20 protein-coding genes are annotated in these 20809 nt (G+C 54.7%); 13 read left to right on the top strand and 7 right to left on the bottom strand.

Going from position 1 to position 20809, the window contains the following annotated elements:
- Positions 1–52 precede the first annotated feature (52 nt).
- The 3 genes from C2U54_RS20880 to yfcG are packed head-to-tail and all read right to left on the bottom strand — an operon-like array spanning position 53 to position 2009.
- Positions 53–946 (bottom strand): TIGR01777 family oxidoreductase, encoded by an 894-nt coding sequence (locus tag C2U54_RS20880; RefSeq protein ID WP_103180495.1) that lies wholly within the window; start codon positions 944–946, stop codon positions 53–55.
- A 19-nt stretch (positions 947–965) separates the two neighbouring features.
- Positions 966–1328 (bottom strand): dihydroneopterin triphosphate 2'-epimerase, encoded by a 363-nt coding sequence (folX, locus tag C2U54_RS20875; RefSeq protein ID WP_103180493.1) that lies wholly within the window; start codon positions 1326–1328, stop codon positions 966–968.
- Between the two features lie 51 nt (positions 1329–1379).
- Complete coding sequence (gene yfcG, locus C2U54_RS20870; RefSeq protein ID WP_103180492.1) at positions 1380–2009, bottom strand: GSH-dependent disulfide bond oxidoreductase; 630 nt, start codon at positions 2007–2009, stop codon at positions 1380–1382.
- A 143-nt stretch (positions 2010–2152) separates the two neighbouring features.
- Between yfcG and yfcF the strand changes: the two genes are divergently transcribed.
- Genes yfcF through yfcD form a run of 3 tightly spaced genes read left to right on the top strand, consistent with a single transcriptional unit; the run spans position 2153 to position 4002 of the window.
- Positions 2153–2797, top strand: coding sequence for a glutathione transferase (gene yfcF, locus C2U54_RS20865; RefSeq protein ID WP_103180490.1), 645 nt, complete (start codon positions 2153–2155; stop codon positions 2795–2797).
- Between the two features lie 55 nt (positions 2798–2852).
- On the top strand, positions 2853–3404 hold the full coding sequence (yfcE, locus tag C2U54_RS20860; RefSeq protein ID WP_139156355.1) for a phosphodiesterase: 552 nt from the start codon (positions 2853–2855) through the stop codon (positions 3402–3404).
- Positions 3405–3459: 55 nt separating this feature from the next.
- A complete protein-coding gene (yfcD, locus tag C2U54_RS20855) occupies positions 3460–4002 on the top strand; it encodes an NUDIX hydrolase YfcD (protein ID WP_103180487.1) in 543 nt (180 codons plus the stop codon).
- Between the two features lie 54 nt (positions 4003–4056).
- Here yfcD and pta read toward each other — a convergent pair whose 3' ends face one another.
- Positions 4057–6195 carry a phosphate acetyltransferase gene (gene pta, locus C2U54_RS20850; RefSeq protein WP_103180485.1) on the bottom strand — a complete coding sequence of 713 codons (2139 nt, stop codon included), beginning with the start codon at positions 6193–6195 and terminating at the stop codon, positions 4057–4059.
- Between the two features lie 76 nt (positions 6196–6271).
- Positions 6272–7474, bottom strand: coding sequence for an acetate kinase (gene ackA, locus C2U54_RS20845; protein ID WP_103180484.1), 1203 nt, complete (start codon positions 7472–7474; stop codon positions 6272–6274).
- 336 nt (positions 7475–7810) lie between these two features.
- Between ackA and yfbV the strand changes: the two genes are divergently transcribed.
- From yfbV to C2U54_RS20825, 4 genes are all read left to right on the top strand, one after another.
- On the top strand, positions 7811–8266 hold the full coding sequence (gene yfbV, locus C2U54_RS20840; RefSeq protein ID WP_103180482.1) for a terminus macrodomain insulation protein YfbV: 456 nt from the start codon (positions 7811–7813) through the stop codon (positions 8264–8266).
- Positions 8267–8357: 91 nt separating this feature from the next.
- Complete coding sequence (locus tag C2U54_RS20835) at positions 8358–8852, top strand: YfbU family protein (protein ID WP_103180480.1); 495 nt, start codon at positions 8358–8360, stop codon at positions 8850–8852.
- A gap of 11 nt (positions 8853–8863) precedes the next feature.
- Positions 8864–9523, top strand: coding sequence for a sugar phosphatase (locus C2U54_RS20830; protein WP_103180478.1), 660 nt, complete (start codon positions 8864–8866; stop codon positions 9521–9523).
- A 77-nt stretch (positions 9524–9600) separates the two neighbouring features.
- On the top strand, positions 9601–11433 hold the full coding sequence (locus tag C2U54_RS20825; RefSeq protein WP_103180477.1) for an SLC13 family permease: 1833 nt from the start codon (positions 9601–9603) through the stop codon (positions 11431–11433).
- Positions 11434–11508: 75 nt separating this feature from the next.
- Here C2U54_RS20825 and yfbR read toward each other — a convergent pair whose 3' ends face one another.
- The gene (yfbR, locus tag C2U54_RS20820) at positions 11509–12108 is read right to left on the bottom strand and encodes a 5'-deoxynucleotidase (protein ID WP_103180476.1); all 600 of its coding nucleotides are present in this window, start codon (positions 12106–12108) and stop codon (positions 11509–11511) included.
- A 93-nt stretch (positions 12109–12201) separates the two neighbouring features.
- Positions 12202–13416 (bottom strand): pyridoxal phosphate-dependent aminotransferase, encoded by a 1215-nt coding sequence (locus C2U54_RS20815; RefSeq protein WP_103180475.1) that lies wholly within the window; start codon positions 13414–13416, stop codon positions 12202–12204.
- Between the two features lie 947 nt (positions 13417–14363).
- Here C2U54_RS20815 and lrhA point away from each other — a divergent pair.
- From lrhA to nuoF, 6 genes are all read left to right on the top strand, one after another.
- On the top strand, positions 14364–15302 hold the full coding sequence (lrhA, locus tag C2U54_RS20810; protein ID WP_103180474.1) for a transcriptional regulator LrhA: 939 nt from the start codon (positions 14364–14366) through the stop codon (positions 15300–15302).
- Between the two features lie 630 nt (positions 15303–15932).
- On the top strand, positions 15933–16373 hold the full coding sequence (gene nuoA, locus C2U54_RS20805) for an NADH-quinone oxidoreductase subunit NuoA (RefSeq protein WP_103180473.1): 441 nt from the start codon (positions 15933–15935) through the stop codon (positions 16371–16373).
- Between the two features lie 15 nt (positions 16374–16388).
- Positions 16389–17063: an NADH-quinone oxidoreductase subunit NuoB gene (gene nuoB / locus C2U54_RS20800; protein WP_003861482.1), complete on the top strand. Its 675-nt coding sequence runs from the start codon at positions 16389–16391 to the stop codon at positions 17061–17063.
- Positions 17064–17152: 89 nt separating this feature from the next.
- Complete coding sequence (nuoC, locus tag C2U54_RS20795; protein WP_103180472.1) at positions 17153–18955, top strand: NADH-quinone oxidoreductase subunit C/D; 1803 nt, start codon at positions 17153–17155, stop codon at positions 18953–18955.
- Positions 18956–18957: 2 nt separating this feature from the next.
- A complete protein-coding gene (nuoE, locus tag C2U54_RS20790; RefSeq protein WP_014170998.1) occupies positions 18958–19458 on the top strand; it encodes an NADH-quinone oxidoreductase subunit NuoE in 501 nt (166 codons plus the stop codon).
- Positions 19455–20792, top strand: coding sequence for an NADH-quinone oxidoreductase subunit NuoF (gene nuoF / locus C2U54_RS20785; RefSeq protein WP_103180470.1), 1338 nt, complete (start codon positions 19455–19457; stop codon positions 20790–20792). Before nuoE ends, nuoF begins: the two co-directional genes overlap by 4 nt.
- The last annotated feature ends 17 nt before the right edge of the window (positions 20793–20809 follow it).

The raw sequence follows: 20809 nt of genomic DNA, 5'->3' as shown, positions 1-20809 counted from the left end.
AGCGCCTTGAACAGGGAGCGAAGATAACAAATTAACATCTGACAGGGTAAATTTAACCTACCACATCTCCCAGGGCCTCTTCTAAGTCATACCACCTGAAAGCAAAGCCGGAGGCTTCCAGGCGCTTCGGCAGCGCGCGCTGGCCACCCAGCACCAGCACGGAGGATTCCCCCATCAGCAGCCGGATAGCGGTGGCGGGCGCGCGAACTACGGCAGGGCGATGCACCGCATGGCCCAGGGCATGGGCAAACTGCTCGTTACGCACCGGGTAGGGGGAGACCATATTGAACGGGCCGCGCAGATCGTTATCCAGCAGCCAGAGAATGCCGTTGACCATATCGTCGATATGGATCCACGCCAGGTACTGACGCCCGTTACCGACCGGGCCGCCAAGACCCAGCTTAAATACCGGCAGCATTTTTCCGAGAATCCCGCCTTTGGGGGCCAGCACCACGCCGGTGCGCAACAGGCATACGCGGGTCTTTTCGCTCTGGGCACCGCAGGCAATCTGCTCCCAGCGGGCGCACAGCTTATGGGTAAATTCATTGTGCGGCGGCTCCTCTTCGGTCACCACCACCTCGCCTAAATCGCCGTAATAACCTGAAGCCGAACCGGAGATAAAGACCGAGGGCGGCGTGTCGCTGGCCTTAACCATATCGACCAGCCGCTGGGTGATGTTCCAGCGACTGTTGCACAGACGCTGTTTATGCTCTTTTGTCCAGCGCTTGTCGGCGATGGGCTCGCCTGCAAGATTGATGACGGCATCAAAGCCGTTGAGATCCTGGTGCTCCGTCAGCCCTTTCCAGATATCGATGCCGGAGCCGAGAAGCTGGCGCGCCTTCTCAGGGCTGCGCGTGACCACAGTCAGCTCATGGCCTAATACCTGCAAACGTGGGATTAAATGCCGGCCAATCAGGCCGGTGCCGCCGGTTACCAGGATTTTCATACCACCTCCAGGGTTGCGCTTAGCGTTGCCAGCTTAACGTCATCGAGACGGAGTCGGCGTAGCGCAGCGCGTGAAGTTTATCGATCTCGACTTCAGCATAGGTGACCCAGTGATGTTCGCGTGCGATATCCAGCACATCCTGAGTTAATTTTTCCAGCAAAGAGAAACGGTTATTCTCCACCAGATGAATAATGCTTTTGGTAATGGTGCGATAGTTCAGCGCATCATTAATGTCTTCACTGGCGCGGGCTTTGTCTGCCGGATAGTGGATCGTCACGTTAATAACGATATCCTGGCGATTAGCACGCTCCTCCTCTTTGATTCCAATAAAGGTGCGCAGGCGTAAATTTTTAATACGAATAATTGCGTCTTGCTGGGACATTGCAGGCTTCCTCCGTGTCATTATCGACACCATAATACATGAGGAAAGCGTTTATATCTGCTGCGCTTTTTGCATTGCACGCTCGGTTGCCGGGCGGGTGCGGATACGTTCAAACCAGTTGTTTACCGCAGGCCATGATGCCAGGTCGACACGATGGTTTTCATGGGTGTTGACCCACGGCCAGCAGGCGATATCCGCGATGCTGTAGTGTTCGCCTCCCAGCCACGGCGATTTTTCCAGACGCTTGTTCAGGACGTTATAGAGCCGCTGCGTTTCGACCTGGAAACGTTCGATGGCATAGGCGATAGGCTGTGGCGCAGCATGGTTAAAGTGGTAGTTCTGACCAATCATCGGCCCCAGGCCGCCAACCTGCCAGAAGAGCCACTGCAGCGTGACGTGGCGTTCGCGTAATTCCCCGCTCAGTAGCTTGCCGGTTTTCTCTGCCAGATAGAGCAATATTTCGCCAGACTCAAACAGGCTCAGCGGGGTACCGCCATCCTCCGGATCGCGATCGACAATCGCCGGAATTTTATTGTTGGGGGAAATGGCGAGAAACTCGGGGCGGAACTGTTCGCCTTTGCTGATATTGACCGGCAGGATGCGGTAGTCCAGCTGGGCCTCTTCCAGAAAAAGAGTGATCTTATGCCCGTTGGGCGTCGGGGCGTAGTAAAGGTCAATCATCGCAACTCCTGTCATAGCGCTTTTTTCTACATAGATCGAGTATAGGTGGTGATGATAAATCGTGAGTTTTCATCAAGTGACAGCCGGGGCAGGAGGTTATATTTTGGATATCTACCCATCACGCGAAGCCTTATGAGGACGTTATGAGCCAACCTGCGATTACCCTGTGGTCAGATGCCGACTATTTTTCACCCTATGTGATGAGCGTGTACGTCGCGCTGGCCGAAAAGGGATTGCCCTTTGCCCTGAAAACCATCGACCTCAGCCGGGGGGAGAACCGTCAGCCGCAGTGGCGGGGCTATGGGCTGACCCGTCGCGTGCCGCTCCTTGAAGTGGACGGGTTTGAACTCAGCGAATCCTCCGCGATTACCGAATATCTGGAAGAGCGTTTTGCGCCGCCGGAATGGGAGCGGATCTATCCGCTCGATCTGCAAAAACGCGCCCGCGCGCGTCAGATACAGGCGTGGCTGCGCAGCGATCTGATGCCCATCCGTGAAGAACGTTCTACCGACGTGGTATTTGCCGGGGTGAAAAAACCGGCCCTGAGCGAAACTGCCCAGCGCACGGCAAGCCAGCTGATTGATACCGCCACCTCGCTTCTGGCCCACGGCAATCAGAATTTATTCGGGGAATGGTGCATTGCGGATAGCGATCTGGCGCTGATGCTCAACCGCCTGGTGCTCAATGGTGATGACGTACCACAACAGCTGGTGGATTACGCCAGCTTCCAGTGGCAGCGCGCCTCGGTGCAGCGTTATGTGGCGCTTTCAGCGAAGCGGGCTGGCTGATAAGGCCTGCTGATTCAGGTATGATGGGGCGGCTTTTCACTACAAGGAGTCACTGATGAAGCTGATGTTTGCATCGGACATTCACGGCTCGCTACCGGCGACCGAAAAAGTGCTTTCGCTGTTTAACCAGAGCGGGGCGCAATGGCTGGTGGTCCTCGGCGATGTGCTGAATCACGGCCCGCGCAATCCGCTACCCGAAGGCTATGCCCCCGCTGAGGTTGCAGAGCGGCTTAATGCTTTTGCCTCGCGCATTATTGCCGTGCGGGGCAACTGTGACAGCGAAGTCGACCAGATGTTACTGCACTTTCCCATCACCGCCCCGTGGCAGCAGATCTTGCTGGAGGACTGCCGTCTCTTTATCACCCACGGCCATCTGTTTGGTCCGGATAATCTGCCCGCGCTGAATGCTGGCGATGTCCTGGTTTATGGTCATACTCATATTCCGGTGGTTGGGAAGAAGGGCGACATTATTCATTTCAATCCTGGCTCCGTCAGCCTGCCTAAAGGCGGGTTTCCACCCAGCTATGGGATGCTGGAAGAGGGCCATTTGTGCGTTATGACGCTGAATGACAGCCAGGTTATTGCAGAGTCCAGGATTAATCCGTAACTTACTCCTCAACAGTAAACGCGCCGTGAGAGCGCTATAAAGAGAAGGTTTCCCGATGGTGGAGCAGAGTCATTTGGCAAGTACTGAGTGGGTAGATATAGTCAGCGAAGACAATGAAGTCATCGCCCAGGCGAGCCGCGAGCAGATGCGCGCGCAGCGCCTTCGCCATCGCGCGACCTATATCGTGGTGCATGATGGTATGGGCAATATCCTGGTGCAGCGCCGTACCGAAACGAAAGACTTCATGCCCGGCATGCTCGATGCAACGGCCGGCGGTGTGGTGCAGGCCGATGAGCTGTTACTTGACTCCGCCCGCCGTGAAGCGGAAGAGGAGCTGGGGATTGCCGGTGTGCCGTTTGCCGAACACGGTCAGTTCTACTTTGAAGACAGCCACTGCCGCGTCTGGGGAGGCCTCTTCAGCTGCGTCTCCCACGGCCCGTTTGCGCTGCAGGAAGAAGAGGTCAGCGAAGTCTTCTGGATGACCCCGACGGAGATCACCGCCCGTTGCGATGACTTCACGCCTGATTCGTTAAAAGCGCTGGCGCTGTGGATGAGCCGCAATGCCAACAACGAACCGGCTAAGCAAGAAGAAGCGTAACGGTGATAATAAAAAAGGCGACCCTGGGGTCGCCTTTTTACGTTTGGCAGCAGCTTACTGCTGTGAAGCCTGGATCGCAGTGAGGGCGATGGTGTAGACGATATCGTCTACCAGCGCGCCACGAGACAGGTCGTTCACTGGCTTGCGCATACCCTGCAGCATCGGCCCGATGGAGATCAGGTCGGCAGAACGCTGTACCGCTTTGTAAGTGGTGTTACCGGTGTTCAGATCCGGGAAGATGAACACGGTAGCGCGACCAGCAACCGGCGAGTTAGGCGCTTTAGATTTGGCAACGTCAGCCATAACTGCGGCGTCATACTGCAGCGGGCCATCGATAACCAGATCCGGGCGTTTTTCCTGCGCCAGACGGGTGGCTTCACGTACTTTCTCTACATCGCTACCTGCACCAGAGTTACCGGTGGAGTAGGAGAGCATCGCAACGCGCGGCTCGATACCGAACGCAATCGCGGAGTCAGCGGACTGAATCGCGATCTCTGCCAGCTGTTCAGCGGTTGGATCCGGGTTGATCGCACAGTCACCGTAAACGTAAACCTGTTCCGGCAGCAGCATGAAGAACACGGATGAAACCAGAGAGCTACCTGGCGCAGTTTTGATCAGCTGCAGCGGCGGACGAATGGTGTTCGCGGTGGTGTGAACAGCCCCGGAAACCAGGCCATCAACTTCGTCCTGCTCCAGCATCAGGGTACCGAGAACCACGTTGTCTTCCAGCTGTTCGCGGGCAACGGCTTCGGTCATACCCTTGCTCTTACGCAGCTCAACCAGACGGGCAACATAGCTTTCGCGCACCACTTCCGGATCCACGATTTCGATACCCGCACCCAGCTCAACGCCCTGGGACGCCGCGACGCGGGTGATCTCATCCGGATTACCCAGCAGCACACAGGTGGCGATACCGCGCTCGGCACAGATTGCCGCGGCTTTAACGGTACGTGGTTCGTCGCCTTCAGGCAGAACAACGCGTTTGCCCGCTTTACGCGCCAGCTCGGTGAGCTGATAACGGAAGGCTGGTGGAGAGAGACGACGGCTGCGCTCGGAGGTCGCGGTCAGAGATTCAATCCAGTCAGGATTGATGCAACCGGCAACGTATTCCTGCACTTTCTCGATACGCTGATGGTCGTCAGCCGGCACTTCCAGGTTAAAGCTCTGCAGGCTCAGGGAGGTCTGCCAGGTGTTGGTGTTCACCATGAAGACCGGCAGGCCGGTGGCAAATGCGCGTTCGCACAGTTTGCTGACGCGTGGGTCCATTTCATAGGCACCGGTCAGCAGGATCGCACCGATCTCCACGCCGTTCATTGCGGCCAGACAGGCTGCAACCAGCACGTCAGGACGGTCAGCGGAGGTAACCAGCAGGGAACCTGCACGGAAGTGCTCCAGCATGTGCGGAATGCTACGCGCACAGAAAGTCACGGACTTCACGCGACGGGTATTGATATCGCCTTCGTTCACGATAGTGGCGTTCAGGTGACGCGCCATGTCGATAGCACGAGTGGCGATCAGATCGAAGCTCCACTGCACCGCGCCCAGCACTGGAAGCGGGCTGAATTCCTGCAGCTTAGCCGGATCGATTTTCACGATTTTTGCTTTGGACGAGTCGTCGAAAATTTCGGACAGGTCAGGGCGGGTACGGCCTTGCTCATCAACCGGTGCGTTCAGTTTGTTAACAATCACGCCGGTGATGTTGCTGTTTTTCGCGCCGCCGAAGCTGCTGCGGGTCAGCTCTATACGCTCTTTCAGCTGTTCCGGGGTATCGGTACCCTGGGACATCACAAACACGATTTCCGCGTTCAGCGTCTTGGCGATTTCAAAGTTCAGAGACTGGGCAAACTGATGCTTGCGCGTCGGAACCAGGCCTTCTACCAGTACCACTTCCGCATCCTGGGCGTTAGCGTGGTAGTTAGCGATGATCTCTTCCATCAGCACATCTTTCTGGTTGCTGGAGAGCAGAGACTCAACGTGGCTCATCTTCAGCGGTTCAGCGGCTGGCAGGTTAGAGTTTGCACGAACAATAGTGGTGGTCTGGTCTGGTGCGTCGCCACCAGCACGTGGTTGAGCGATTGGCTTAAACACGCTCAGACGAACGCCTTTGCGTTCCATCGCACGGATAACACCGAGGCTGACGCTGGTCAGGCCTACGCTGGTTCCGGTCGGGATCAGCATAATAGTACGGGACACGATTTATCCTCTTTCGTTACCGCCGAAAACGGGCGGGCTTCAAAACAGCACCGCCAGCATTGCTGGCGGTGGGGAATCAGGCAGTCAGACGGCTCGCGTCTTGCGCGATGACCAGCTCTTCATTGGTTGGGATAACCATTGCGAGCGTGGTGCCTTCTTTGTTGATGAAGCCAGACTTACCGAAGCGCGCGGCCAGGTTACGTTCATGGTCAACATCAAAGCCCAGCACGCCCAGTTTGCCCAGGGAGAGTTCGCGCACCATTGCCGCGTTCTCACCGATACCGCCGGTGAAGACCACGCCATCCAGACGACCGTCCATCAGCGCAGTGTAAGAGCCGATGTACTTGGCCAGACGGTGGCAGTAAACATCCATTGCACGTTTCGCGTCTTCTTTCTCGGCGTAGTTGTCTTCAACGTAACGGCAGTCGCTGGTCACTTCGGTCAGACCCAGCAGGCCAGACTCTTTGGTCAGCATCTTGTTGATATCTTCTACGCTCATACCCAGGGTATCGTGCAGGTGGAAGATGATCGCTGGATCGATATCACCGGAGCGGGTGCCCATGACCAGGCCTTCCAGCGGGGTCAGACCCATGGAGGTATCAACACATTTGCCGTTACGGATAGCAGAAACAGAACCGCCGTTGCCCAGGTGGCAAGTGATGATGTTCACTTCTTCTACCGGCTTGTTCAGCATTTTTGCTGCTTCTTGCGTGACGTAGAAGTGGCTGGTGCCGTGTGCGCCATAGCGACGAACGCCGTGCTCTTTGTACAGTTTATACGGCAGGGCATAGAGGTAAGACTCTTCCGGCATGGTCTGATGGAACGCGGTATCAAATACGGCCACGTTCTTGTCTTTCAGCTGCGGGAAGGCTTTCAGTGCTTCAGCGATACCGATCAGGTGAGCCGGGTTATGCAGCGGTGCAAAAGAGGCTGAGTCTTTAATACCGTGAATAACGCTGTCATCGATGACCACAGATTTGGTGTACTTCTCGCCACCATGAACGATACGGTGACCAATTGCGGTCAGCTGGGCGGACAGTTCCGGTTTTTGTGCCAGAATAGTGTTAACGATAAAGTTCAGCGCTTCGCTGTGAGCGGCGCCTGCACCTAAAGCCGCTTCCTGTTTGCTGCCGTCCATTTTCCACTTCAGACGTGCTTCAGGGAGATGGAAACATTCGGCCAAACCAGAAAGGTACTCTTCACCGTTGAGCGCATCGATGATGGCGAATTTCAGGGAAGAGCTACCGCAGTTCAGAACCAGTACTAACTTACTCGACATGGAAGTACCTATTATTGATACGTGGCTAAAAAAACGTCAGTGAGTCAAGGATCGTAGCGCAAGATATCGCTGACATTTATGATTAACATCATGCCTGAAGGACATTCTGGCATGACGAAAAGAATACATATGATTTTATGCCATTTTGCGCATTTTTCCGGCAATGGCATAATGTGCGATAATTTGACGAGTGAACGTTCCTCGTCTAAGGCCTTTGCAGGCCGGCACAGGATACCCGATACTGGGTAGCGCTGACAAAAGTTTTTGAACGTTGTCATGAGCAGTTGTGGTTTTGCACGAATTTTTTAAATTTTATATGTGAAGTTGAGGTAAGCCATGTCGACACCCGAGAATCCATCCGTGAGCTTTTTTAGCCTGTTTCGCCGGGGACAGCACTATGCAAAGACGTGGCCACTGGAAAAGCGCCTGGCGCCCGTCTTTATTGAAAACCGGGTGATCCGCGCCACCCGTCACGCTATTCGCCTGATGCCGCCTCTCGCGGTCTTTACTCTGTGCTGGCAGATTGCGCTGGGCGGACAGCTTGGTCCTGCTGTTGCTACCGCGCTGTTTGCCCTGAGTCTGCCGATGCAGGGGCTGTGGTGGCTCGGCAAACGCTCGGTCACACCGCTGCCGCCATCCGTGTTGTCCTGGTTCTATGAGGTGCGCGGCAAATTGCAGGATGCTGGTCAGGCGCTCGCGCCGGTAGAGGGGAAACCCGATTATCAGGCGCTGGCTGATACGCTGAAGCGGGCATTCAAGCAACTTGATAAAACATTCCTCGATGACTTGTGATTGATCATCGAAACGATGACCAAAAGAAGGCACAGTAACCCACCGTTACCGTGTCTTTTTTAAAGCTGCCATGCGCAACAGGAGTCGAAAGATGGAAATGACCCACGCTCAACGTCTTATTTTGTCCAATCAGTACAAAATGATGACTATGCTTGATCCCGACAACGCAGAGCGCTATCGCCGCTTGCAGACTATCATCGAACGTGGCTTTGGTTTACAGATGCGCGAGCTGGATCGCGACTTTGGCGAACTGAAAGAAGAGACCTGCCGCATCGTCATCGACATCATGGAGATGTATCACGCCCTGCATGTCTCCTGGACCAACCTGAAAGATGCCCAGAGCATCGACGAACGTCGTGTCACCTTCCTGGGTTTTGATGCGGCCACTGAATCCCGTTACCTGAGCTATGTCCGCTTTATGGTCAATGTCGAAGGACGCTATACCCATTTCGATGCCGGTACGCATGGCTTTAATGCCCAGACCCCGATGTGGGAAAAATATCAGCGCATGCTCAGCGTATGGCACGCTTGTCCTCGCCAGTACCACCTGAGCAGTAACGAGATCCAACAAATTATTAATGCCTGACGGAGGTAGATGTGCAGTGTGAAGGTTTTCTGTTTGATCTGGACGGTACGCTGGTCGATTCGCTACCGGTTGTAGAACGCTCCTGGTGCCGTTGGGCCGACAGACATGGCATCGACCATCAGGACGTACTGAATTTTATCCATGGCAAACAGGCCATAACCTCTTTACGGCACTTTCTCCAGGGAAAAAGTGAAGCGGAAATTCAGGCGGAGTTCAGCTGGCTTGAGCAGGTCGAGGCCACCGATACCGACGGTATTACCGCGCTGCCGGGGGCCCAGGCGCTGCTCACCCATCTGAATGAATCGGCGATCCCCTGGGCTATCGTCACCTCCGGTTCGGTTCCTGTGGCTCATGCGCGTCATAAAGCGGCAGGCCTGCCGCTGCCGGAAGTCTTTATCACCGCGGAGCGGGTCAAGCGCGGCAAGCCGGAGCCCGATGCCTTTTTACTGGGCGCGGAGCTGCTGGGGCTGGCGCCTGAAGCGTGTGTGGTGGTAGAAGATGCCGCAGCCGGCGTGCTGGCGGGACTCAATGCCGGAAGCCACGTCATTGCCGTCAATGTCCCCGCTAACTCGCCGCGTCTGGATGAGGCGGATTTTGTGCTTACCACGCTGGAGGCACTCGCCGTCAGCCGCGAGCCCGACGGGAATGTAACAGTCACCCGGAAAATGTAATCACATGATTTAGCCCCACATTGCTGGGGCTTTTTTATGGCACTATCTGACGCACTCTTTTCTGACAAGGATCTGTTGTGAACGGTGAACTCATCTGGGTGTTAAGCCTGCTTCTTATCGCCATTCTTCTTTTTGCAACCGGCAAAATCCGCATGGATGCTGTGGCGCTGCTGGTGATCGTCGCTTTTGTGCTGAGCGGCACCTTAACCCTACCGGAAGCCTTTTCAGGCTTTAGCGATCCCAACGTGATTCTCATTGCCGCCCTGTTTATCATCGGCGACGGCCTGGTGCGGACCGGCGTGGCAACCAGCATGGGTACCTGGCTGGTAAGCGTGGCGGGCAACAGCGAGACCAAAATGCTGGTCTTTTTGATGCTCACCGTGGCCGGACTCGGGGCCTTTATGAGCTCCACCGGTGTGGTGGCTATTTTCATTCCTGTGGTGTTGAGCGTCTCCATGCGCATGCAGATTTCGCCGTCGCGCCTGATGATGCCGCTGAGCTTTGCCGGCCTTATCAGCGGCATGATGACGCTGGTGGCGACCCCGCCAAACCTGGTGGTAAACAGTGAACTGCTGCGTGAAGGCCTGGACGGTTTCAGCTTCTTCAGCGTGACGCCGCTGGGGCTGGTTGTCCTGGTGATGGGCATTGTCTATATGCTGTTGACCCGCTTTGCCCTGAAAAGCGAAAAGCAGGATAAAACCCGCGACGGCTGGAAGCGCCGCACGTTTCGCGATCTGATCAAAGAGTATCGCCTCACCGGGCGGGCCCGCCGTCTGGCGATCCGCCCCGGTTCACCGCTGATTGGGCAGCGTCTGGATGATTTAAAACTCCGCGAACGCTACGGGGCCAACGTCATCGGCGTGGAGCGCTGGCGCCGTTTTCGTCGGGTTATCGTCAACGTAAACGGTGTATCGGAGTTTCGCGCCCGGGACGTGTTGCTCATTGATATGTCTTCGGCAGAGGTCGATCTGCGTGAATTTTGCAGCGAACAGCTGCTGGAGCCGATGGTCCTGCGCGGGGAGTACTTCTCCGATCAGGCGCTGGATGTGGGGATGGCCGAGGTCTCGCTGATCCCTGAGTCGGAGCTGCTCGGCAAAACCATTCGCGAAATCGGCTTTCGTACCCGGTACGGTCTGAACGTCGTGGGGTTAAAGCGCGACGGCGAGGCGATGAACGGCTCGGTGGTGGATGAGCCCCTTCAACTGGGGGATATCTTCCTGGTGGTGGGTAACTGGAAGCTGATTACCCAGCTGGGGCAGAGAGGGCGAGACTTTGTGGTGCTCAACCTGCCTGTCGAGGTCAGCGATGCATCCCCAGCCCATAGCCAGGCACCGCACGCCATTTTTTGTCTGGTGCTGATGGTCGCTCTGATGCTGACCGACGAAATCCCCAATCCGGTGGCGGCGATCATTGCCTGTCTGCTGATGGGGAAATTCCGCTGTATTGACGCTGAAAGCGCTTACAAAGCGATTCACTGGCCGAGCATCATTTTGATCGTCGGCATGATGCCCTTTGCGCTGGCGCTGCAAAAAACTGGCGGTGTCGATTTAGTGGTGAAAGGTCTGATGGAGCTCGGCGGCGGCTATGGCCCATACATGATGCTGATGTGCCTGTTTGTTATGTGCGCCACGATCGGACTGTTTATCTCCAATACCGCAACCGCTGTATTGATGGCGCCCATTGCGCTGGCGATGGCGAAATCGATGGGAGTTTCACCTTATCCGTTCGCCATGATGGTGGCGATGGCCGCTTCCGCAGCATTTATGACGCCGGTGTCGTCACCGGTTAACACCCTGGTGCTGGGGCCGGGAAGATACAGCTTTAGCGATTTCGTTAAGCTTGGCGTGCCCTTCACGATCCTGGTGATGGTGGTGTGCGTAGTGATGATCCCGATGTTGTTCCCGTTCTGACAGTTTTGCCCGGCGGCGCTAAGCTTGCTGCCTGGAAACCGTAGGCCCGGCAAGCGAAGCGCCGCCGGGCATAACTCACAACGGCGAATCTTGGCTAATCTCATCCAGCGAGAGCTGGAAGCTCGGGACAAACACCTCCATGAAGTAGTCCATCTCCTCGCTACGGCGCGCTTCGAGCGTCTTCTCCAGACGCGTTTTCGCCAGTAAAAACTCGTGATTGCCGGCAGAGAGCTCTTCCAGACACTTCAGGTAGGCGCACAGCGCATCGGCCTGCTTCACAATGAAGTGCTCCTCTTCGCTATAGCTCTGCTCGTCTATTAACGGGGCAAAAATATCGCGAAGCTCGTCCGGCACCATGTCGACCAGCTTCTGCTGGGCGATTTTTTCAATCGCCTTGTACTCCTGGGCGATTTGCGAGTTGAAGTATTTTACCGGCGTGGGCAGATCGCCCGTCAGCACTTCTGAAGCATCGTGGTACATAGCCAGCAGCGCGATACGTTCGGCGTTTAGCTGACCATTGAACTTACGGTTTTTGATGGCGGCCAGCGCGTGGGCGACCATCGCTACCTGCAGGCTGTGTTCGGAAACGTTCTCGGTGCGCACATTGCGCATCAGCGGCCAGCGGTTGATCAGTTTCAGTCGGGAAAGATGGGCGAAGAAATGACTCTGACTCATAAGTTACCTTAAATCTGCACAGCGACAGGTTTCATTGTGAGGGGAGGGGCGGTGAGATGCAAATCGGGCTGCCTGTGGCAGCCCGATTATCGTTTACTGATGGTATCCGGAGAGGAAGCGTCCGAACCGGCTGATGGCCATCTCCAGCTCATCTTCACGCGGCAGCGTTACGATGCGAACATGGTCCGGCCACGGCCAGTTAAATGCCGTTCCCTGTACCAGCAACACTTTTTCCTGCAGCAGGAAGTCGAGCACCATCTTCTGATCGTCAAAGATGTTGAAGCGTTTGATGTCGATTTTCGGGAACATATAGAGGGCGCCGTTTGGCTTCACGCAGGAGACGCCCGGAATATCGTTGATCAGCTCCCACGCGCGCTGCCGCTGCTCATACAGTCGCCCGCCTGGCACGATAAATTCGCTGATGCTCTGATAGCCACCCAGTGCGGTCTGGATCGCATGCTGGGCCGGAACGTTGGCGCACAGACGCATGGAGGCCAGCATCTCAAGGCCTTCGATATAGCCTCTGGCGTGTTTCTTCGGCCCGTTCAGCACCATCCAGCCCTGGCGGAAGCCCGCAACACGATAGGTCTTTGACAGGCCGTTAAAGGTGACGGTCAACAGATCCGGCGCCAGCGCGGCAATAGAGTGGTGCTGCGCGGCGTCATACAGAATTTTGTCGTAGATCTCATCCGCGAAGATGATCAGATTATGCTGGCGGGCCAGCTCGACGATCTCCAGCAGCAGCTCTTTGGAATAGACGGCGCCGGTGGGGTTGTTCGGGTTGATGATGACGATCCCGCGGGTGCGCGGCGTAATTTTGGCGCGAATATCATCCAGGTCCGGGAACCAGTCAGCCGATTCGTCACACAGGTAGTGCACCGCTTTACCGCTGGAGAGGGACACGGCCGCAGTCCAGAGCGGGTAGTCCGGAGCGGGAACCAGCATTTCGTCTCCGCTGTTCAGCAGGGCCTGCATCGCCTGGACAATCAGCTCGGAAACACCGTTACCAATGTAGATATCTTCTACAGTCACATCGCGCATACCCTGCGCCTGATAGTGCTGCATGATCGCTTTTCGCGCAGAGTAGAGACCTTTGGAGTCGCTGTAGCCTTGCGCCGTCGGCAGGTTGCGAATCACATCAACCAGAATTTCATCCGGTGCATCAAAACCAAATGGCGCCGGGTTGCCGATATTGAGCTTAAGTACTTTATTACCTTCTTCTTCGAGACGCTTTGCCTCTTTAAGAACCGGGCCACGAATGTCATAACAAACGTTATCTAACTTGCTGGATTTTTCGATGGGTGACATGAATCTTTGACCTTTTCACTGTTATTGCGACGTCCTGCCGTGGAAGTCAGCACGAAACAATGTACTCCTCGAACGCCCGATTTTGAAGCGTTGGCAGAAGAAGATTTTGTGCATTGCTGCCGCTTTGCCCTGAATCTTTTAACTCTTTTTTAATGGGTTAATCACTTTAACGTATGTATTTTTGGTTTTTGTTGGTGTTTTGTCCTGTTGTGGGTGTTTTAATATGGATTTTACACTGTAAAAAAGGGGTGAATTGAGCGGCTTGCGCTGGTGGTGCTACAGTTTCCTGTAGTGATTTTTCGTAAAAGCTGAATGAAACTCACTGGTATTCGCTTTCCTGCCTTTTTATATTAACGTTGCTCATGTGAAATTAATGTTAAGTATTATTAATCATTAAGTCCGGTTTCAATTATTGTTTATTTCTAAATAAAGACGAAATCGCAACTTTCGTTAATATTAATAAAATTAGTTTAGCTAGTTACCATTCAGGTTAAATCAAAGGATTTGCAATAAGGCTTATAAAGAAAAAGGTTTTAGGGTAAGATGTATGCCGGGTTTAGCGATGAAAGATAACAGGTCACAGCAGGCCTTGATGCCTGGACCTTTAATAGTTTATTGTAATTGCTGGAATTATCTCTGCCTTGAGAAGTTAAGCGATACCATTGCCGCTCAACCTGTACTGCGATAAAGTTAACGTTGGATATGCATCTTCTTTAATCGAATTTACATCATCCGGCAAATACCTATATATCTCGAACGATTTTGAGAATAAAAATAACGTCAGATAAGTTGTTTCTGACCACTGATATAACCAGCACAATTACATTATGCAGGCCCCTGCCAGACCGGGACGTCAGCGGATTTCGTTCAGAAGGAACTGTATTACTTTTACGCACACAGCTTAAACCCGGGGCAGCTCCGTACGAGCAACCTGTAAGTGAAAAGATATGATTAATGCAAATCGTCCGATACTGAATCTCGACCTCGATCTGCTGAGAACCTTTGTGGCGGTCGCCGATCTGAACACCTTTGCTGCTGCTGCGGCGGCAGTTTGCCGTACCCAGTCCGCAGTAAGCCAACAAATGCAACGACTGGAACAACTGGTCGGTAAAGAGCTTTTTGCCCGTCATGGCCGCAATAAGCTGTTAACGGAGCATGGTATTCAGCTCCTGGGTTACGCCAGAAAAATCCTGCGCTTCAATGATGAAGCATGTTCATCATTAATGTTTAGCAACCTGCAGGGTGTCTTAACATTAGGCGCCTCTGACGAGTCGGCCGACACCATTCTGCCGTTCCTGCTCAATCGCATCAGTTCGGTTTACCCGAAACTTGCTCTTGATGTCAGAGTGAAACGCAACGCCTTTATGGTTGATATGTTGCAGGAGCAGGAGGTCGATCTGGTGGTGACCACCCATCGTACCAGCCAGTTCGAATGTCTGACGCTGCGCACCTCGCCGACACACTGGTACTGCGCCGCCGAGTTCACGCTGCAGCGCGGCGAGCCGGTGCCGTTAGTCCTGCTGGACGATCCCAGCCCGTTCCGCGACGTTGTGCTGGCTACGCTCAATGCTGCCAATGTCCCATGGCGAATGGCCTATGTCGCCTCCACGCTGCCTGCGATCCGCGCCGCGGTAAAAGCGGGGCTCGGCGTAACGGCACGCCCGGTGGAGATGATGAGCCCCGATTTGCGTGTGTTAGGCAAAGCGGACGGATTGCCCGCGCTGCCGGATACGGAATATCTGTTGTGCCATAATCCGGCCAGTAACAACGAGCTTGCGCAGACCATCTTTAGCACCATGGATGATTACCATAACCCCTGGCAGTACAATACAGTGACTCAACAAGGAGGGGATGACTCGGTAATCATTGAAAGTGATTTCGAGTAAAAGGGTCCCTAATAATCTGATAACAATTCGTCCAGACGATAACGAACCACTGCTGCTGCCTCTGCGCACAGTGGTTCTTTTTTTGCATGAGATTCCAGGGATTTGATTTAAGTCATTGCTAATTTTGTGTTTTATCAATCTGATAGATATCCTGCCTTTCTCCAAAACCCCGCTATACTTGTTCTTTCTAATGTCAATGGGCATGTTAAAAAAGCAGCAAAGATGTTGCTGTTTTTTTGATTGAATTAACAAAAGCGTGTCACAGATCAAGAAAATACTCCTCTTTGGGGGGAGGAATCGACGGCAAATCCTGTCAAAATAGGCGGGTAATCTTTGTATTAGTTCATTACGGACACGATTCAACACCCCCACGCAGGTACGCGCCTCACACTTAATGAGGGTAAAGGGCATTAAATGTTAATGAAGTTCGATCAATGTAATTTAATGTGAAGAAACTTTTGTTAAAGTTGACAAAAGGTTATAGAAAGGAGTAAAAAACCACATCATTTTGCTGTCTATGTCTCATTTTCGACAGTTAGTGTACGGTTATTTGTTCCTCCCCATGAATCGATGTGATGCCCATCTGCCAGAAAGAGCAGTGTTTCAGGTATCACTTTTGATGAGTAAGCAATGAGTATGTCAACATCCACAGAAGTCATCGCTCATCACTGGGCATTCGCAATCTTTCTTATCGTTGCCATTAGCCTGTGCTGCCTGATGCTAGTCGGCGGCTGGTTCCTGGGCGGTCGCGCCCGCGCAAGGCACAAAAACACGCCATTCGAATCGGGTATCGATTCGGTAGGTACCGCGCGTTTACGCCTGTCTGCCAAGTTCTATCTGGTAGCCATGTTCTTCGTCATTTTCGACGTGGAAGCGCTTTACCTGTTCGCATGGTCGACCTCCATTCGTGAGAGTGGCTGGGTAGGCTTTGTCGAGGCCGCAATTTTCATTTTAGTGTTACTGGCCGGTCTGGTTTATCTGGTGCGTATTGGCGCGCTGGACTGGACACCTGCACGTTCACGCCGTGAACGTATCAACCCGGAAAACAGTATCCCTAATCGTCAGCAGTAACAGCGAGGCAATAAGATGGATTATACGCTCACCCGCATAGATCCTAACGGTGAGAATGACCGTTACCCCCTGCAAAAGCAGGAGATCGTAACCGACCCCCTGGAGCAAGAAGTCAACAAAAGCGTGTACATGGGCAAGCTCGAGCATGCCATGCACGATATGGTCAACTGGGGTCGTAAGAACTCCATCTGGCCATACAACTTTGGCCTTTCTTGCTGCTACGTTGAAATGGTGACGTCATTCACTGCGGTGCATGACGTTGCGCGTTTTGGTGCGGAAGTACTGCGTGCATCTCCGCGTCAGGCTGACCTGATGGTGGTAGCGGGCACCTGCTTTACCAAAATGGCACCGGTCATTCAGCGTCTGTACGACCAGATGCTCGAGCCAAAATGGGTTATCTCCATGGGCGCTTGTGCCAACTCTGGCGGCATGTACGACATCTATTCCGTCGTACAAGGCGTAGATAAGTTTATCCCGGTTGACGTTTATATCCCGGGCTGCCCACCGCGTCCGGAAGCCTACATGCAGGCGCTGATGCTGTTGCAGGAGTCGATTGGCAAAGAACGCCGCCCGCTCTCCTGGGTTGTGGGTGACCAGGGCGTGTACCGCGCTAACATGCAGTCTGAGCGCGAGCGTAAACGCGGTGAACGTATCGCAGTGACCAATCTGCGGACACCAGACGAAATTTAATTTGCGCCTGTGGGCATGGAGATAACCTTCGCATATCACTATTCAAATAGCGCGAAGCCACGCCCAACAGTCACCACGGACCTTTTGCAATGGTGAACACTATGACCGACTTAACCGCGCAAGACGCCGCCTGGCAAACACGGGATCATCTGGATGACCCGGTCATCGGCGAACTGCGCAACCGTTTTGGGCCGGATGCCTTTACTGTTCAGGCCACCCGCACCGGGGTACCCGTTGTTTGGGTGAAGCGTGAGCAGTTACTGGAAGTGGTTGATTTCCTCAAGAAACTGCCTAAACCTTACGTCATGCTGTTTGACTTACACGGCATGGACGAACGTCTGCGTACTCACCGCCAGGGTTTACCCGCGGCGGATTTTTCCGTTTTCTACCACCTGATCTCAATAGACCGCAACACGGATATCATGCTCAAGGTGGCATTGTCTGAAAACGACATGCATCTGCCGACGATCACCAAACTCTTCCCGAACGCTAACTGGTATGAGCGTGAAACCTGGGAAATGTTTGGCATGACCTTCGATGGCCACCCGCATCTGACGCGCATTATGATGCCGCAGACCTGGACCGGCCACCCGCTACGTAAAGACTACCCGGCGCGCGCCACCGAATTCGACCCGTTTGAGCTGACCAAAGCCAAGCAGGATCTGGAGATGGAAGCGCTGACCTTCAAGCCGGAAGACTGGGGCATGAAGCGCAGCACCGACAACGAGGACTTCATGTTCCTCAACCTCGGTCCAAACCACCCCTCCGCGCACGGTGCGTTCCGTATTATTCTGCAGCTTGATGGTGAAGAGATCGTCGACTGCGTGCCAGACATCGGCTACCACCACCGTGGTGCCGAGAAGATGGGTGAGCGTCAATCCTGGCACAGCTACATTCCGTACACCGACCGTATCGAGTACCTCGGCGGCTGCGTAAACGAAATGCCGTACGTGCTGGCCGTTGAGAAACTGGCAGGCATCACCGTGCCGGATCGCGTTAACGTGATTCGCGTTATGCTCTCTGAACTGTTCCGTATCAACAGCCACCTGCTCTACATCTCCACCTTCATTCAGGACGTCGGCGCGATGACCCCGGTCTTCTTCGCCTTTACCGACCGTCAAAAGATTTACGATCTGGTGGAAGCGATCACCGGTTTCCGTATGCACCCGGCCTGGTTCCGTATTGGCGGCGTCGCGCATGACCTGCCGCGCGGCTGGGATCGTCTGCTGCGTGAATTCCTCGACTGGATGCCGAAGCGTCTGGCCTCTTACGAGAAAGCCGCGCTGCGTAACTCCATCCTGAAGGGCCGTTCCCAGGGCGTTGCTGCCTATGGCGCGAAAGAGGCGCTGGAGTGGGGCACCACCGGTGCTGGCCTGCGCGCCACCGGTATCGATTTCGACGTGCGTAAAGCGCGTCCTTACTCTGGCTATGAAAACTTCGACTTTGAAGTGCCGCTGGGCGGCGGTGTTTCCGACTGCTACACCCGCGTGATGCTGAAAGTGGAAGAGCTGCGCCAGAGCCTGCGCATCCTTGAGCAGTGCCTCAACAACATGCCGGAAGGCCCGTTCAAGGCGGATCACCCGCTGACCACGCCGCCACCGAAAGAGCGCACGCTGCAGCATATCGAAACCCTGATCACGCACTTCCTGCAGGTTTCCTGGGGTCCGGTTATGCCGGCGCAAGAATCCTTCCAGATGATTGAAGCGACCAAGGGTATCAACAGTTACTACCTGACCAGCGACGGCAGCACCATGAGCTACCGTACCCGTGTACGTACGCCAAGCTTCCCGCACCTGCAGCAGATCCCGTCAGCCATTCGCGGCAGTCTGGTCTCTGACCTGATTGTGTATCTGGGTAGTATCGATTTTGTTATGTCAGATGTGGACCGCTAATTATGCACGAGAATCAACAACCACAAACCGAGGCTTTTGAGCTGAGTGAAGCAGAGCGTGCCGCCATTGAGCACGAGATGCACCACTACGAAGACCCGCGTGCGGCGTCCATTGAAGCGCTGAAAATCGTACAGAAACAGCGTGGTTGGGTGCCGGATGGCGCGATCTATGAGATTGCAAAAGTGCTGGGTATTCCGGCGAGTGACGTCGAAGGCGTGGCTACGTTCTACAGCCAGATCTTCCGTCAGCCGGTAGGCCGTCACGTGATCCGCTACTGCGACAGCGTGGTATGCCATATCACTGGTTATCAGGGCATTCAGGCTGCGATTGAGAAGAAGCTCAATATCAAGCCGGGCCAGACCACCTTTGACGGTCGTTTTACCCTGCTGCCAACCTGCTGCCTGGGTAACTGCGACAAGGGGCCGACCATGATGATTGATGAGGACACTCACAGTTATCTGACGCCGGAAGCCATTCCTGACCTGCTGGAGCAGTACAAATGAAAACTGTAATTCGTACTGCTGAGACGCATCCGCTGACCTGGCGTCTGCGTGATGACAAACAGCCGGTATGGCTCGAAGAGTACCAGAGCAAAAACGGCTATGCCGGGGCGCGTAAAGCCCTCTCCGGCATGGCGCCGGATGAGATCGTTAACGCGGTTAAAGACGCTGGCCTGAAAGGGCGCGGTGGCGCAGGCTTTTCCACCGGTCTGAAGTGGAGCCTGATGCCAAAAGACGAATCCATGAACATCCGTTACCTGCTGTGTAATGCCGATGAGATGGAGCCGGGCACCTATAAAGACCGCCTGCTGATGGAGCAGCTGCCGCACCTGCTGGTGGAAGGCATGCTGATCTCCGCCTTCGCCCTGAAAGCCTATCGCGGCTACATCTTCCTGCGCGGCGAGTACATCGAAGCGGCAGAGAACCTGCGTCGCGCGATTGCCGAGGCGACCGAAGCGGGCCTGCTTGGCAAAAACATTCTCGGCACCGGGTTTGATTTCGAGCTGTTCGTGCACACCGGGGCAGGGCGTTATATCTGCGGGGAAGAGACCGCGCTGATTAACTCTCTGGAAGGGCGTCGCGCCAACCCGCGCTCCAAGCCGCCATTCCCGGCGAGCTCAGGCGTATGGGGTAAACCGACCTGCGTGAACAACGTCGAAACCCTGTGTAACGTTCCGGCTATCCTCGCCAACGGCGTGGAGTGGTATCAGGGCATCTCCTCAAGTAAAGATGCCGGTACCAAGCTGATGGGCTTCTCCGGCCGCGTGAAAAACCCTGGCGTCTGGGAACTGCCGTTCGGCACCACCGCCCGTGAAATTCTTGAAGACTACGCCGGCGGTATGCGTGATGGCCTGAAATTCAAAGCCTGGCAGCCGGGTGGGGCAGGGACAGACTTCCTGACCGAAGCGCACCTTGACCTGCCGATGGAATTCGAAAGCATTGGTAAAGCAGGCAGCCGTCTGGGTACGGCGCTGGCGATGGCCGTCGACCACGAGATTGGCATGGTGTCGCTGGTGCGTAACCTGGAAGAGTTCTTTGCCCGCGAGTCCTGCGGCTGGTGTACGCCGTGCCGCGACGGTCTGCCGTGGAGCGTGAAGATCCTGCGTGCTATTGAGCGTGGCGAAGGCCAGCCTGGCGATATCGAGACACTTGAGCAACTGTGTCGATTCCTGGGCCCAGGTAAAACCTTCTGTGCGCATGCGCCAGGTGCGGTTGAGCCGCTGCAGAGCGCGATTAAGTATTTCCGCGACGAATTCGAAGCAGGCATCAAGCAGCCGTTCAGCAATACCCATTCAATCAATGGGATTCAGCCGAACCTGCTGAAAGCGCGCTGGTAAAAACAGAATTTTGATTA

Origin of the sequence: Leclercia sp. LSNIH1 (genome assembly GCF_002902985.1) — a bacterium.
Taxonomy (GTDB): domain Bacteria; phylum Pseudomonadota; class Gammaproteobacteria; order Enterobacterales; family Enterobacteriaceae; genus Enterobacter.
This window is presented reverse-complemented; position numbering and strand designations above follow the sequence as displayed.